Raw genomic sequence first — 13,309 nt, 5'->3', positions numbered from 1 at the left:
TTGTTTTTATGTCAAAAGCAAAGTTATTGTTGCATGACTTGGACTTGATTAAAGTAACCGCTGTTGTTTAAAGTTTCAATGATATCTGTACATAAATCATTAAAGTGCGGATAGTTTGGAACCAAGTCCATGACACGAACCATTTCCAGTCCTGCATAACCACATGGATTAATGGTATGGAAGCCCGTCAGGTCACAATCAATATTCAGTGCAAGTCCATGATAGCTGCGTCCTTTACGGATTTTAAAGCCTAAAGAACCAATTTTACGTTCTGCGACATAGACTCCAGGTGCATCCGGTTTGGCATAGGCTTCAATCCCGTATTTCTTAAGCAGTTCAATCATTAAGTTTTCTGCATAGGAAACTAAAGTACGGACATTCCAACCTAAGCGATTGAGGTCAAACATGAAGTAGGCAACCAGTTGACCCGGTCCATGCCAAGTCACTTGACCACCGCGATCGGTTTGTACCACAGGAATGTTACTGGGCATTAGAATATGTTCAGGCTTTCCGGCTTGACCTTGAGTTAAAACCTCATGATGCTGCAAAATCCACAGTTCATCTGGGGTATTTTCATCACGGTTTTCAGTCAGGCTTTTCATGTCCTGAAAACGATCAAGATAGGGCGTAAGTTGGTTAAATTGACGAATAATCAGTGTGGGTTTTAGAACAGCATCAGTCACGTAAAGTGCGTCCTTAAAAATTTTTAAATATTGTGAATGATTATAATGAAATCATAGTTGGATAGGGGGGGATTCACCCATGATTTACCATTTTTATTGAAAGGAAGAAAATTTTTTTCTATATATAAAAAACACGCTTCTGAGCGTGTTTTTTTAATTTTCTTAAAGTGCAGTTTTAATCAATGGACATGCAGCTAAATCGGCATACAGCGCATGAACTTGTTCAAGCTCCAAGAAAAGCAGTTGTGCAGTTAAAGAGTGATATTTACCTGTGCGAGATGCTTGAATTTTAATACTCGTGCTATCAAAGTCAGGGAAGTGTTTCACTAAAATTTCTACAACAGCGCCATGTAAATCATCACTCGCTTCGCCAATCAGTTTGATTGGATAATCCATAGGGAAAACCCAAAGATCTTCTCGAAGTTCGCGAGATGGCGTACGGTCTAACATGGTCATAGTAGTCCCCTTATATCAAACGCCTGCATGAATGCAGGCGTTATATGTCTTCTGAATATTAAATGGGGATGCTCGATTAGTTTTCAAGCCCCCATCGGTATCATCAAGAATTAGTCATTTTCCAGGAATGAACGTAAGTGTTCAGAACGAGAAGGATGGCGTAATTTACGTAATGCTTTGGCTTCAATCTGACGAATACGCTCACGTGTTACGTCAAACTGTTTACCTACTTCTTCCAAAGTATGGTCGGTTGGCATATCAATACCAAAACGCATTTTCAAGACTTTTGCTTCACGTTCTGTCAAGTTCTCAAGCACTTCACGGGTTGCTTCTTTTAAGCCTTCTGAAGTTGCAGCATCAATTGGAGATGTGATGTTGCCATCTTCAATGAAGTCACCCAAATGCGAATCTTCATCATCACCAATCGGCGTTTCCATAGAAATCGGCTCTTTGGCAATTTTGAGTACTTTACGCACTTTGACTTCGTCCATTTCCAGACGTTCGCCCAGTTCTTCAGGCGTCGGTTCACGACCCATTTCTTGAAGGAGCTGACGTGATACACGGTTGATCTTGTTAATGGTTTCGATCATGTGTACTGGAATACGAATGGTACGTGCCTGGTCGGCAATCGAACGGGTAATCGCCTGACGAATCCACCAAGTTGCATAGGTCGAGAATTTATAACCGCGACGGTATTCAAACTTGTCTACGGCTTTCATCAAACCGATGTTACCTTCTTGAATCAAGTCAAGGAATTGCAAGCCACGGTTGGTATATTTTTTCGCAATCGAAATAACCAGACGCAAGTTTGCTTCAACCATTTCTTTTTTCGCGCGGCGTGCTTTGGCTTCACCAATCGACATGCGTTTAGAAATGTCTTTAATACCTTTAACATCAAGACCAAGTTCTTTTTCAATGTCTGCAATCTTTTGTTGGAATGCAAGTACATCTGGACGTACTTTTTCTAAATAAGCTTTTTGCTCAGCAGGTGCTTTGGCAATTTGTTCATCTAACCAGGCTGGATTTGATTCTTGACCCGGGAACGAAGTACGGAAGTGGTTACGATCCATACGACCGCGACGTACTGCATAACGCATTACTTCACGTTCAGAAGTACGAATTTGTTCATGCGTACCACGGATCATTTCTGAAATGATGTCGAATAAGCGCGGCGTAAACTTGAACATCATGAATACGGTTGCAAGTGCTTGCTGTGCTTCTTCAGCCTGTTTGCTATCGCGACCATGCTTTTCAATGGCAGTTTTGGTTAGTTTCCACGCATTTTCCAATTCGGTGAAACGAACGCGGGCAATTTCTGGATCTGGTCCTGACTCGGCTTCAGAATCATCATCACTTTCAGCTTCTTCTTCGTCGTCATCATCCAATTTTACATCTTTGGTTGTTTTAGATGCAGCTTCAGTTTCTTCAACAATAATTTCAGCTTCTTCTAAAACTTCTGGAATTTCTTCATCAGATTCTGGGTCTAAATAACCAGATAAAATATCAGCAAGACGACGTTCACCTTCGGCAACATCGTTATATTCTTTTAATACAACTTCAACTGCATTTGGCCAATACGCAATAGAGTGAAGAACGTCACGAATACCTTCTTCAATGCGTTTAGCAATGCTAATTTCGCCTTCACGCGTTAAAAGTTCAACCGTTCCCATTTCACGCATGTACATACGTACTGGATCCGTGGTACGACCAGGTTCGCTTTCAACCGAAGCAAGAACCGCTGCCGCTTCTTCTTCAGCGACTTCATCGGTTGCTTCTGCATTATTACCGTCGAACATGGTGTCATCAGATTCAGGCGCACGTTCATGCACTGGAATGCCGACGTCTTGAAGCATTTGAATAATGTCTTCAATCTGTTCGCTTTCCGTAATCGAGTCTGGGAGATGATCGTTAACTTCAGCGTAAGTTAAGTAACCTTGCTCTTTGCCTCGGCTAATCAGAGCCGCTACTTGCGAAGTAGGGGAAGTCATATCGCTCATCTTTGCTTACTCTTCGTTGAATCTGTGGCAGTGAAAAACCGTGCATGATAGCACAATTCGCTTAAAATTGTTTTGAATTGATTGCTCAAGTATCATTTGGAAAGATGACTTTGATTTAACAATTGTTTTCAATATTGGGCTGGAATTTTTTTTTTCAAGTCCGGCTAAAGGATTGCATTCAAAATATACTAGGTTTTCCGTCCACATTTTGAATATAATTTTACATGCTAATAAATACACAATTTTAGGGTCAAAAAACAAGAGTAAATTGAGGTTGTTTTATAAAAAAAATAAAAAAAACTTGACAAGAATTCGGAACAAAGATAAATAGCGCCTAGACCCATTCACTTTTTTTCACCATGAGGTAGTTTTAGTGTCTTCTACAGATTTTGAACTAGACGATAGCTTCAGTGATGATGATGTTAGCTTTGATGAAGCCTCAAGCAAAATTAGTGCTAAAGAGTCTTTGGAAAAACGTCGTCTCATTGATGACCTTCTCGCACAACGTCGTTTGGAGCGTGAACTGAAAGATTTTGATTATGATCTGGATGATGACGACGACTTTGACGATGAAGAAGACTAAATTGTGATTTAGCATAGCCGGCATAAAATGCTATGCTATCCGCAGTTATTTTACTGAACTTGGATTTTAAATGAGTGCTTTAGATTTAGACTTATTGAGCGAATATCTAGACGGCGACCAAAATGAACATGGTCTAGATTTTGCAGCAACTCATGGTTTTTTATGTGCAACTGCGGTTGGACCAGCTTTTGATAAATGGCTCGATGAACTTTTCGATAACAATCAAAAGAAAGTTCCTGCTGAAATGATTGCACAAGTAAAAGCATGGTTAGAAGCAATTCGTCAAAACTTAGCCAATGAAGAAGGAATTGAATTTCCTTTTGAAATTGAAGAAGCTGATGTTGAATCAAGTTTAGGCGACTGGAGTGTTGGCTTCGTTGATGCAATGTTCTTAAACGAAGATGCCTGGTTCACCCCTGAACATGAAGAACAGTTGGTAGATTTAACTTTACCAATGATGGTCTTTAGTGGTGTGGATGACGAAGACCCACAAATGGAATCTTTCCGTCGCAATGGTCAGCTTATGGACGAAATTGCTGAAGAAATTCCAGAAAATTTAAATGAAATTTATTTGATGTATCACACACCAAATTAATTCGTTAAATAAAAAAGCACCTTATGGTGCTTTTTTATTTAGACCGATTATAACCAACTTATAAATTAAGCTTGCGTGCGGTCAAATTCGCATACCAGCCATAAGCCAAATGAAATACAGCGCCATGTATGGCGACTAAACACAACATAATGAGGGCTGAAAGTCCTAAACCTGCATTATCGGCCGAATTTAAAATTTGCTCAGCATTTGGATTGATGAGCACTAAGAAAAACATGAAAAAACTGCCAATAATGATGGCAACTGCACTTGAACCCCAAACCAGTTGAATTTTTTCATCAGTGGTAGGGAGTCGATGTTGACGTTCAACAAAATGACCTGCCGAAATAAGTGCTGTAGCAATCAGCGTGGGTAGAAGAGCAATACCTGCTAAATTTAAACCAAAAATAAATACTGTAATGAGTAGCACTAATGCAATGCTATATACAGCAGCAAAGTACAATAAATAATGTTTCATGAACCCATGACCCCAAATATCAATTTTTAAATAATGACTATGCTTTAATTCTATGTTTATACCTGCGGTAAAGAACCCAGACAACGATGGCAATTACAATGCCCATAATAACATGGCTAACTTGGCTAAAAATATTCTGCATCAAGGCTTGGTTTTCGCCAAAATAAAAACCCACGTAAGCTAAGAATGTCGTCCAGATAATCGTACCTAGACTACTGTAGAACATGAACTTCCAGAAGGGCATGTGGCTCATGCCAGCAGGGATGCTAATTAGCGAACGCACAGCTGGAATCATGCGACCAAAAAAGACAATCCGGTGACCATAGTGCTCAAACCAGTCGAGTGATTTTTTGACATCTGGAGATTTTATAAAAAGATATTTTCCGTAGCGATCTACAAAACGAAAAATACTGTCGTGATTAAACTTATAGCCAATCCAATATAGTATAGCGGCAGCAATCAGAGAGCCTATACAACCCGCGATAACCACGCCAACTAAAAGTAGTTCCCCTTGTGATGCAGAATAGCCAGCGGATGGCATAATGATTTCAGAGGGGATGGGAGGAAAAATATTGTCGAGGAACATGAGCAGGGCAATACCAAGGTAGCCCAGTTGTTCCATAATGGAAATAATCCATTCAGTTAGATTCATAAGTTTATAAAAATAATAATGATATCTAAACTATCCTAAAGTGTATTAATTGCAGGGTAAAGTAAAGCCAAGTAATTAAATTTGCTTATTCTTGGCTATGGACCAATGTGTGAATATAGACTTTTCTTAAGCTATACGAAAGCGCAAAAGGAATCACACTAAGCAATGCATATTCAAACAGATTGGGTTTTAAGTGGTAGGCAATAAAGATAGATAAAATAGTGCCAATAACAGCCCCTAAGATCACAATAAAAAGATGTGATTGTTTATCTAAAAGCATTTTTATTTCTTCTACTTTTTGATGGTTTTTTTCACGAATAAGGTGAACACGTTTCGAATAATTGACTGAACGGCTAATTGATCTTGGCATAATTTAACTCCTTTTTCACGTTATAAATTAACTTTTTTGCGTTAAAAATTAATGGGTTATGGTTTTATTTTTAATTTTAACCCCAGATTATCAAATTATTTGAGACTTAGCATGCATTAATGGTGAAACTTGGTGATCTTTTCTTATCTATTGTTTATTTTAGGTAAATAAAAAGCCCTCAAAAGAGGGCTTTTTTTATATAACATTACAAATCAGAGATTACAGACGTTTGCGTTTAGCCGCTGCAATTTGAGACTGACGCATGCGGAAACCGGCTTTCTGTTGTTCTGAGGTTTTTTCGATGCAGTATTTGCACGATACACCATGTTCGTAACTTGGAAGTTCAGCTTCTTCAGGAAGTAAAGGCCATCCACATGCATGACATTTAATGTTCTGACCTTCTTCTACCCCATGAGTAACCGCAGTACGACCATCAAATACGAAACATTCACCTTCCCACATACTTTCTTCAACAGGGGTTTCTTCCAGGTATTCTAAAATACCGCCTTTCAGGTGATAGACCTCATTAAAGCCTTCTTGAAGCAATAACGAAGTTGATTTTTCACAACGAATCCCACCTGTACAGAACATCGCAATTTTCTTGTCTTTATGTTGTGCAAGGTTTTGTTTTACATACTCTGGAAATTCACGGAAAGTTTCTGTTTTAGGGTCAACCGCACCTTTAAATGTACCGGCTTTATATTCGTAGTCATTACGTGTATCCACCAGAATCACGTCATCACGTGCAATCAGTTCATTCCATTCTTTAGGATCTAGGTAGTGACCCACTAAGTCGCGTGGTTTAACCTCCACACCTAACGTCACAATCTCTTTTTTGAGCTTGATTTTCATTTTACGGAAAGGTTTTTCATCGCTATGAGATTCTTTGTACTCCATAGCGTTAAAGCCTTCATTCAAAAGAAAGGCATGAATTTGATCAATCGCTTGACGATCCCCAGCCACAGTACCGTTAATACCTTCACCGGCTACAATTAGAGTTCCACACAAGTTAATGCTGTTGACCAAGTCTAAAAGACGTTGTTGAAGATCGGCTGGATCTTGAACTTCTTTAAATTGATATAGTGCTGCAACAACCCAACTTGTGGTCGCTTGCTGTTCTACAGGTGCAAGCTGTTCTACAGTAGCGTTCATGGAATACTCCAAATGTATTATGATAGGACAAAATTCAAGGCGCGTATTTTAACGTGAATTGTATGAATAAGCGAGAAAACCATAACTAAAATATGGTTATTAAGCGAAAGATGCCGTTATAGGTTGTCATTTATCAAATCGATCTTTAGTGAAAGGCGTTTGTTAGATGATTTTATTGATTTATAAATTATGTAGGAGTGTGTTTTGAGTACTGACCGTCGAATTGCTTCTTTGACCCCATGTGCAGGGCGTTGTTCTACGGTATTTGGTGATTCAGTATGCCGTGGTTGCCGTCGCTTTAACCATGAGGTGATTCAGTGGAATACTTACACGCCTGAACAGCACACTGCGGTCTGGAAGCGTTTGGATACGCAACTGGATCAAATTTTAGTGCCGATGTTACCGCATGCCGATTTACGTCATGTGGAAGGCTTTGTTTTGTCTAAACGGGTGCGTTTGCGTGATGATGCCTCTAAAGGACGCAAGCTTTATCACGCCCTTAAAATTTGTGAGAAGAATAAAAATTTAGCCGAAGAAAGCGGTTTAGGGATTCAGGATAAACAGGTAAAACCCCTTTGGCAGGAATTTGAACGTCGGGTACTAGCTTTAGCAACAGCAAGTTATGATTTTGCTTTTTTACGTGCCGATGGCATTAGCCATAATTTACTACAGATGATGGAAGAAGATTAAACAGATCATTTTTATTTGAAATTTAAAAAAATTAAAAGTGAGTGTTAAGTAGTTTAAAAAGTGAATATCGCAGAATGCCTGTTGTACTGTATGGTTGTTGTTATCATGATTGCGACCTTGTTCCAAATATTCCGAATAATAAAAAAGCCCCTAAAGTCGGGGCTTTTATTTTTTAATCTTAAAGATTATGCGTTAAGCGATACTGCACAATTTCATCAATGGTAATCACGGTTAGATGATGAGTTTGCGCATAAGCCAAAACTTGAATGCCAGAAGCCATGCTACCATCAGGATTGGTCAACTCACATAAAACACCTGCGGGTTTTAAACCGGCTAAACGTGCTAGGTCAATCGTACCTTCAGTATGTCCACGACGGGTTAACACTCCACCATCTCTGGCACGTAACGGAAAGACATGACCAGGACGGTTTAAGTCACTGGCTACAGCACCATCTTTGATTGCAGCTTTAATTGTGGTGGTACGGTCTTTGGCTGAAACACCAGTCGTTACACCGGTCGCTGCTTCAATGGTTACGGTAAATGCTGTTTTAAACTGGCTTGAGTTGTCTGTCACCATCGGTGGAAGTTCAAGATGATTAGCCAATTCATCCGTTAAGCATAAGCAGACAATACCTGAACCATCACGAATCATTCGTGCCATGGTTTCAACAGTCAGTGTCTCTGCAGCAACAATCAGGTCGGCTTCATTTTCGCGATCAAAATCATCCATGACCAAAACCGGTTTGCCTTGGCGGATATCTTCTAAAGCTTTTTGAATACGTTGTTCAGCTGGGGGAAGGGCTGAAAAGAAAATTTCGGGTTGAATCAAACTAGACATTGAAACGCTCTCGTAAAATAAAATACGGTTGAACATTTCAGGACTGATGCAGAAATGGGGGTCGCAGCGATATATCAAATATAAATATCCGTTACGTCATCTTCTTTCATCCGGACTATACCGTCGGCTTTGGTTTCTCACCAAATCTGCGAGTCAATCTTTTATAAAATTGACAGGCTCGTGGGCTGATTCAGTCATTGCGCATGCAAGCTGAATTTACCACCGGTGGGGAATTTCGCCCCGCCCTGAAGCGATGTGCAGTTATTATAGACCCGTTTTTAATCACTAGCGCAGCTTTCTATAGATCAATCAGTCATATCGATAGTAATTCTGTGAATAATAAAGTGAAAATCAGCAGACAATAAAAAAGCCCGCGTATTGCGAGCTTTTAATATCTTTAAATCTTAAGCCACTTGAACAGGAATACAGTTCGCAGTGTGATTTACAGTATTGTTCGGGTTGGCATACACAAGACGTGGTTTATGTGCATTCGCTTCAGCTTCAGTGAAATCACCAAAGGTTGCAATAATTACTAAATCACCGACGTCAGCTTGATGTGCAGCACCACCATTGACTGAAATAATGCCTGAGTTTTCTTCACCACGAATCGCATAAGTGGTGAAGCGTTTACCATTCGTGACGTTCCATACGTGGATTTCTTCATATTCACGAATACCTGCTAAATCCATAAGTACGCCATCAATTGCACATGAACCTTCGTAGTGAAGTTCCGCATGAGTAACTTGAGCACGGTGAATTTTGCATTTTAATAAACGAGATAGCATGGCTGGCGTCTCCTTAGTCGAGCTAAGATTTTATCTTATGGTTAAATCAATCACTTTTTACTGGATCAGTAATCCGCAGAAAACGCATTTTGCTCTGAAAAAAGCATCATGGCAAGAAGGATTGTTCAACAATTTATGGAATGATCAGTTTGGTTTATAAGCATTGATTTGATTCATGGCTTGCTGTATGTCACCGTTTACCAGCAATTTAATGCGAGATAAAGCGTGAGCAATGGCATCATCCATTAAATTTTGTTCACTGCTAGGCGCTTTGCTGAGTACATGTCCGGATACACGTTCTTTTGCACCAGGATGACCAATACCAATACGTAAACGATGGAAATTAGGACCTGTATGCGGAACGATATCGCGTAAACCGTTATGACCACCGTGACCACCGCCTGTTTTTAGGCGAATTACACCGGGATCCATATCCAGTTCATCATGCGCAATCAGCATCGTTTCTGGGGTAACTTGATAGAATTTTGCGAAGGGCACAACACTTTTGCCAGAAGCATTCATAAAGGTTGTGGGTAAAAGCAGACGAACGTCTTGACCTTCAATATTACCGCGACCGCTGATTCCGTAGAATTTAGGATCGGCTTTGAGGGAAATGCCATATTGTTCTGCAAGCCGTTCAACGAACCAGGCACCTGCATTATGGCGGGTTTGGGCATATTCCTTACCAGGATTGCCCAAACCGACAATTAGCGAAAGTTTTGACACTAATTATACCGTTAACACTTATGCGCGTTTAAAGTCAGCGTGCATAGGAGTGTTTTTAGCTGGGTGACGTTGTAAAGCTTGGATTTTAACGCTTTCAACTTTGTCGCCCACTTGAATTTCAATCACTTCTTCAAAGAAAGCATTGTCTTCAAGAAATTTAATAAGTTGACGAAGTTCTAAAGTAACAGTTACAGGAGCAGCTTCGCCACCGTAAATGATTGCTGGAACTTTGTTTTCTAAACGAAGGCGGCGGCTCGAACCTTTCCCTTGTACTGATTCGTCACGAGCTACTGCATTTAATACGAAGTTTGCCATGATGACATTTCCTCATTGAGTTTAATTGACTGAACCTTCGACCAGTTCAGTGATAGAAAGCCCTACCAGAGGGCAGGGCTTTTAAAATTTAGCGCTGTATTATAGATAACTATCAAACATTGCGCTAATAGATTCTTCGTTGTTAATACGACGAATTGTCTCAGCAACCATACTAGCGACTGAAACTTGGCGAATCTTACCAAGTTCTAATGCTTCTTGAGAAAGGGGAATGGTATCTGTTACGACAAGTTCGTCGAGTACAGAATTTTTCAAATTCTCAAGGGCTTTACCAGAAAGTACAGGGTGAGTTGCATACGCAACAACACGGCGAGCACCAAATTGTTTCAGTGCATCAGCAGCTTTACACAAAGTACCTGCAGTATCCACCATGTCATCCACGATTACGCAGTCACGATCTTTCACATCACCAATCAAATGCATCACTTGTGATTCATTTGCTTTTTGACGACGTTTATCAATGATTGCGAGATCGATATCACCCATTTGCTTAGCTACAGCACGTGCACGCACTACACCGCCAACGTCTGGAGAAACAACCATAAGATTATGGTGTTGCTGTTGACGAAGATCAGCAAGTAACGCAGGAGTACCGTAGATATTGTCTACAGGGATGTCGAAGAAACCTTGAATCTGGTCAGCATGAAGGTCGATCATTACAACGCGGTCAATACCTACAGTTGTCAGCATATCTGCTACAACTTTTGCAGTGATTGGCACACGGCTTGAACGAGGACGACGGTCTTGACGAGCATATCCGAAGTAAGGAATGACAGCAGTAATACGACCTGCGCTTGCACGACGTAAAGCATCGGCCATAACGAGGACTTCCATCAGGTTGTCATTCGTTGGGGCACAAGTAGGCTGTACGAGAAATACGTCTTTACCACGAACATTTTCAGTAATTTCGACAGCAATTTCACCGTCAGAAAAATGACCTACAGATGCTGCACCTAAAGGAATGTGCAGATGGCTTACGACTTTTTGGGCGAATTGTGGATGTGCAGTTCCACTAAAAACGACAAGATTGGGCATGAAGCACCCTTGGCGGTTGGAATGTTTGAAAATAGATGGCAGGGGCGGCTGGATTCGAACCAACGGATGCCGAGATCAAAACCCGGTGCCTTACCACTTGGCGACGCCCCTAATGCGGCAGAACTTTAATATTTTTACTGTTCTATGTCAAGGTAAATTAACAAATGAACATGCAAACTTTGTTCTGTCTTTTTTGAGAAAATGGCAGGGGTAGCTGGATTCGAACCAACGGATGCCGAGATCAAAACCCGGTGCCTTACCACTTGGCGATACCCCTAAATTTGATCACTGTAATCTTCATTTAAACGACTGGTTTAAATGGCAGGGGCGGCTGGATTCGAACCAACGGATGCCGAGATCAAAACCCGGTGCCTTACCACTTGGCGACGCCCCTAATACAGTAATCTACAGATGAAAATGATGGCAGGGGCGGCTGGATTCGAACCAACGGATGCCGAGATCAAAACCCGGTGCCTTACCACTTGGCGACGCCCCTATCATATAACCTTGAAATGACGTAATGGTGATTCATCTAAACTATTGACCAAGTAAGCTTTACAAGGTGAATGAGCCAAAATCTCATCAATATTCATATCGGCAGTTACTTCAGTAAAAACACAAGCACCTGTACCTGTAAGTTTTGCAATACCGAACTGGTCTAAATACTGCATCGCTTCATTCACTTCAGGATATAGACTTCTTGCCAAAGGCTCAAAGTTATTTCCAAAATTAAATGGTGTTAACTGATAGGCGCAAAATTTAGTAGGCTTCGTGTCTCTTGTCAACGTTTTTTGTGAAAAAAGCAGTTGAGTGCTGATAAAACAGTCAGGTTTTAACACAATGTACTGTTTTTGATCTAAGTCTATGAATGTTAAGTGTTCGCCAATGCCTTCTGCCCATGCATTACGACCATGGACAAAAATCGGAACATCGGCACCAAGTTTTAGACCTAACTCAGCCAGTTGTTCAATATTTAGACCGCACTGCCATAATTGATTCACCACAATCAGGGTGGTGGCCGCATTGGAGGAGCCACCTCCAAGTCCTGCACCCATCGGAATATTTTTCTCAATGGCAATTTTTAAGCCACTTGGCTGTTTGGCATAAGGTTTTAAAATTTGAGTCGCTTTGTAGATCAGGTTTTGCTCTAAATCCACGCTACTCAAACCATCAATTGAAATCGTCAAATCATCTGTTTGAGTGAATTCTAGCCAGTCAGTTAAATCAATCAGTTGGAAAATGCTTTGCAATTCATGATAGCCATTGTCACGACGACCGGTGATATGCAAAAAAAGATTGAGCTTGGCAGGAGAGGGAACACGAATCATAGAATTTTGAACTTTTTAAGATTTAGCGATTTTGAATGACCATTGTAATACGGTTTTCCTGACTGGATTCAAGCGTCTGCTTTAAAATCAGTTTATTCGGTAATTGCGCTTGAGCGTTATAGCTTAAATCAACAGTCCAGCCATCTTCCAAAAACTGGATTGGACGATTACTTTCATCCTTGCTAATCTTCGCTTGTGTAGTTGCAGGCTTGGCTTGAACCCAATCCACTAGATGGGTGATCGGTGCTTGCCAGCCAGTGGCACGTTCCAGTAATTCTTCTGGGGTTTCAGCTTGAATGAGTCCCGTTTTGGCGCTGTTTAAGGTGACTTGACCTGGAGTACCTGAAATTTGCGTTTTACCCACCCCTAAAATTCCGCTTAACTCGATGTCAAATTCATCCTGTTGTTGTACCCAGGTAAAAAATGCACTGCCAGATTGTCCTGGTGTTTTTACCCCAATTTTACCTTGCAGGTTAAAATTGTTTGCTGCTTCAGGTGTTTGGGAAACGTTCGGAGCTTGAGGTTGCGTATATTGCTGGCAACCTGTCAGAACCAGTGTGCTTGTGGCAATCAGGGTTAAGCTGAATTTTGAAAAAATACGCATAAAGATC

The 13,309-nt window shown here is 40.7% G+C and carries 17 protein-coding genes, 4 tRNA genes and 1 riboswitch; of the genes, 3 read left to right on the top strand and 18 right to left on the bottom strand.

The features are described from left to right. Nucleotides 1-23: 23 nt before the first annotated feature. The 3 genes from lipB to rpoD form a co-directional block, all read right to left on the bottom strand. Nucleotides 24-683 carry a lipoyl(octanoyl) transferase LipB gene (lipB, locus tag HLH18_RS00445; RefSeq protein ID WP_171545402.1) on the bottom strand — a complete coding sequence of 220 codons (660 nt, stop codon included), beginning with the start codon at nucleotides 681-683 and terminating at the stop codon, nucleotides 24-26. A 162-nt stretch (nucleotides 684-845) separates the two neighbouring features. Next, nucleotides 846-1,133 carry a YbeD family protein gene (locus HLH18_RS00440; protein ID WP_171545597.1) on the bottom strand — a complete coding sequence of 96 codons (288 nt, stop codon included), beginning with the start codon at nucleotides 1,131-1,133 and terminating at the stop codon, nucleotides 846-848. A gap of 116 nt (nucleotides 1,134-1,249) precedes the next feature. Beyond that, nucleotides 1,250-3,136: an RNA polymerase sigma factor RpoD gene (gene rpoD, locus HLH18_RS00435; RefSeq protein WP_171529480.1), complete on the bottom strand. Its 1,887-nt coding sequence runs from the start codon at nucleotides 3,134-3,136 to the stop codon at nucleotides 1,250-1,252. A gap of 373 nt (nucleotides 3,137-3,509) precedes the next feature. Between rpoD and HLH18_RS00430 the strand changes: the two genes are divergently transcribed. Both HLH18_RS00430 and HLH18_RS00425 read left to right on the top strand, forming a co-directional pair. Next, complete coding sequence (locus HLH18_RS00430) at nucleotides 3,510-3,719, top strand: PA3496 family putative envelope integrity protein (protein ID WP_067723989.1); 210 nt, start codon at nucleotides 3,510-3,512, stop codon at nucleotides 3,717-3,719. Between the two features lie 70 nt (nucleotides 3,720-3,789). Then, nucleotides 3,790-4,314 carry a YecA/YgfB family protein gene (locus tag HLH18_RS00425; RefSeq protein ID WP_131288841.1) on the top strand — a complete coding sequence of 175 codons (525 nt, stop codon included), beginning with the start codon at nucleotides 3,790-3,792 and terminating at the stop codon, nucleotides 4,312-4,314. Nucleotides 4,315-4,372: 58 nt separating this feature from the next. Here HLH18_RS00425 and HLH18_RS00420 read toward each other — a convergent pair whose 3' ends face one another. The 4 genes from HLH18_RS00420 to trhO all read right to left on the bottom strand — a co-directional run bounded on the left by HLH18_RS00420 (nucleotide 4,373) and on the right by trhO (nucleotide 6,963). Further along, nucleotides 4,373-4,789, bottom strand: coding sequence for an ABZJ_00895 family protein (locus HLH18_RS00420; RefSeq protein WP_171545401.1), 417 nt, complete (start codon nucleotides 4,787-4,789; stop codon nucleotides 4,373-4,375). 37 nt (nucleotides 4,790-4,826) lie between these two features. Then, nucleotides 4,827-5,441: a DedA family protein gene (locus HLH18_RS00415; RefSeq protein ID WP_171545400.1), complete on the bottom strand. Its 615-nt coding sequence runs from the start codon at nucleotides 5,439-5,441 to the stop codon at nucleotides 4,827-4,829. A gap of 85 nt (nucleotides 5,442-5,526) precedes the next feature. Further along, the gene (locus HLH18_RS00410) at nucleotides 5,527-5,811 is read right to left on the bottom strand and encodes an FUSC family protein (protein WP_171545399.1); all 285 of its coding nucleotides are present in this window, start codon (nucleotides 5,809-5,811) and stop codon (nucleotides 5,527-5,529) included. A gap of 219 nt (nucleotides 5,812-6,030) precedes the next feature. Then, complete coding sequence (gene trhO / locus HLH18_RS00405) at nucleotides 6,031-6,963, bottom strand: oxygen-dependent tRNA uridine(34) hydroxylase TrhO (RefSeq protein WP_171545398.1); 933 nt, start codon at nucleotides 6,961-6,963, stop codon at nucleotides 6,031-6,033. Nucleotides 6,964-7,167: 204 nt separating this feature from the next. Here trhO and HLH18_RS00400 point away from each other — a divergent pair, with 204 nt between their 5' ends. Then, entirely contained in the window at nucleotides 7,168-7,653 is a 486-nt protein-coding gene (locus HLH18_RS00400; RefSeq protein ID WP_171545397.1) for a DUF1289 domain-containing protein, read from the top strand. A gap of 178 nt (nucleotides 7,654-7,831) precedes the next feature. On the opposite strand, the gene ribB is transcribed toward HLH18_RS00400, so the two are convergent. The 11 genes from ribB to lolB form a co-directional block, all read right to left on the bottom strand. Further along, nucleotides 7,832-8,491 (bottom strand): 3,4-dihydroxy-2-butanone-4-phosphate synthase, encoded by a 660-nt coding sequence (gene ribB, locus HLH18_RS00395; RefSeq protein WP_171545396.1) that lies wholly within the window; start codon nucleotides 8,489-8,491, stop codon nucleotides 7,832-7,834. A 94-nt stretch (nucleotides 8,492-8,585) separates the two neighbouring features. Then, a riboswitch (FMN riboswitch) is annotated at nucleotides 8,586-8,747 on the bottom strand. Between the two features lie 148 nt (nucleotides 8,748-8,895). Then, on the bottom strand, nucleotides 8,896-9,276 hold the full coding sequence (panD, locus tag HLH18_RS00390; protein ID WP_131288827.1) for an aspartate 1-decarboxylase: 381 nt from the start codon (nucleotides 9,274-9,276) through the stop codon (nucleotides 8,896-8,898). Between the two features lie 144 nt (nucleotides 9,277-9,420). Then, nucleotides 9,421-10,002, bottom strand: a complete 582-nt coding sequence (gene pth / locus HLH18_RS00385) for an aminoacyl-tRNA hydrolase (RefSeq protein ID WP_171545395.1) — start codon at nucleotides 10,000-10,002, stop codon at nucleotides 9,421-9,423. Between the two features lie 18 nt (nucleotides 10,003-10,020). Further along, a complete protein-coding gene (gene rplY, locus HLH18_RS00380; protein ID WP_171545394.1) occupies nucleotides 10,021-10,317 on the bottom strand; it encodes a 50S ribosomal protein L25 in 297 nt (98 codons plus the stop codon). Nucleotides 10,318-10,416: 99 nt separating this feature from the next. Beyond that, a complete protein-coding gene (locus tag HLH18_RS00375; protein ID WP_131288821.1) occupies nucleotides 10,417-11,370 on the bottom strand; it encodes a ribose-phosphate pyrophosphokinase in 954 nt (317 codons plus the stop codon). Nucleotides 11,371-11,406: 36 nt separating this feature from the next. Continuing rightward, nucleotides 11,407-11,481, bottom strand: a tRNA-Gln gene (locus tag HLH18_RS00370). Nucleotides 11,482-11,572: 91 nt separating this feature from the next. Next, nucleotides 11,573-11,647 (bottom strand) — tRNA-Gln (locus HLH18_RS00365). A 42-nt stretch (nucleotides 11,648-11,689) separates the two neighbouring features. Beyond that, nucleotides 11,690-11,764: transfer RNA gene (locus HLH18_RS00360), tRNA-Gln, on the bottom strand. A 27-nt stretch (nucleotides 11,765-11,791) separates the two neighbouring features. Beyond that, nucleotides 11,792-11,866, bottom strand: a tRNA-Gln gene (locus HLH18_RS00355). Between the two features lies 1 nt (nucleotide 11,867). Beyond that, nucleotides 11,868-12,698: a 4-(cytidine 5'-diphospho)-2-C-methyl-D-erythritol kinase gene (gene ispE, locus HLH18_RS00350; protein ID WP_171545393.1), complete on the bottom strand. Its 831-nt coding sequence runs from the start codon at nucleotides 12,696-12,698 to the stop codon at nucleotides 11,868-11,870. Nucleotides 12,699-12,720: 22 nt separating this feature from the next. Then, complete coding sequence (lolB, locus tag HLH18_RS00345; RefSeq protein ID WP_171545392.1) at nucleotides 12,721-13,302, bottom strand: lipoprotein insertase outer membrane protein LolB; 582 nt, start codon at nucleotides 13,300-13,302, stop codon at nucleotides 12,721-12,723. Between the last annotated feature and the right edge of the window lie 7 nt (nucleotides 13,303-13,309).

This window comes from Acinetobacter sp. ANC 5414 (assembly GCF_013004295.1).
Lineage (GTDB): Bacteria > Pseudomonadota > Gammaproteobacteria > Pseudomonadales > Moraxellaceae > Acinetobacter.
Note: the sequence above shows the minus strand (reverse complement) of the source record. Positions and strands in the feature narration are given on the sequence as shown.

Bases quoted from the DNA above. Each gene is read 5' to 3' on its own strand.
- ispE (WP_171545393.1), bottom strand. From the start codon at position 12,698: ATGATTCGTGTTCCCTCTCCTGCCAAGCTCAATCTTTTTTTGCATATC.
- rpoD (WP_171529480.1), bottom strand. From the start codon at position 3,136: ATGAGCGATATGACTTCCCCTACTTCGCAAGTAGCGGCTCTGATTAGC.
- HLH18_RS00425 (WP_131288841.1), top strand. From the start codon at position 3,790: ATGAGTGCTTTAGATTTAGACTTATTGAGCGAATATCTAGACGGCGAC.
- panD (WP_131288827.1), bottom strand. From the start codon at position 9,276: ATGCTATCTCGTTTATTAAAATGCAAAATTCACCGTGCTCAAGTTACT.
- HLH18_RS00410 (WP_171545399.1), bottom strand. From the start codon at position 5,811: ATGCCAAGATCAATTAGCCGTTCAGTCAATTATTCGAAACGTGTTCAC.
- lolB (WP_171545392.1), bottom strand. From the start codon at position 13,302: ATGCGTATTTTTTCAAAATTCAGCTTAACCCTGATTGCCACAAGCACA.
- HLH18_RS00415 (WP_171545400.1), bottom strand. From the start codon at position 5,441: ATGAATCTAACTGAATGGATTATTTCCATTATGGAACAACTGGGCTAC.
- HLH18_RS00420 (WP_171545401.1), bottom strand. From the start codon at position 4,789: ATGAAACATTATTTATTGTACTTTGCTGCTGTATATAGCATTGCATTA.
- rplY (WP_171545394.1), bottom strand. From the start codon at position 10,317: ATGGCAAACTTCGTATTAAATGCAGTAGCTCGTGACGAATCAGTACAA.
- ribB (WP_171545396.1), bottom strand. From the start codon at position 8,491: ATGTCTAGTTTGATTCAACCCGAAATTTTCTTTTCAGCCCTTCCCCCA.
- HLH18_RS00375 (WP_131288821.1), bottom strand. From the start codon at position 11,370: ATGCCCAATCTTGTCGTTTTTAGTGGAACTGCACATCCACAATTCGCC.
- HLH18_RS00440 (WP_171545597.1), bottom strand. From the start codon at position 1,133: ATGTTAGACCGTACGCCATCTCGCGAACTTCGAGAAGATCTTTGGGTT.
- trhO (WP_171545398.1), bottom strand. From the start codon at position 6,963: ATGAACGCTACTGTAGAACAGCTTGCACCTGTAGAACAGCAAGCGACC.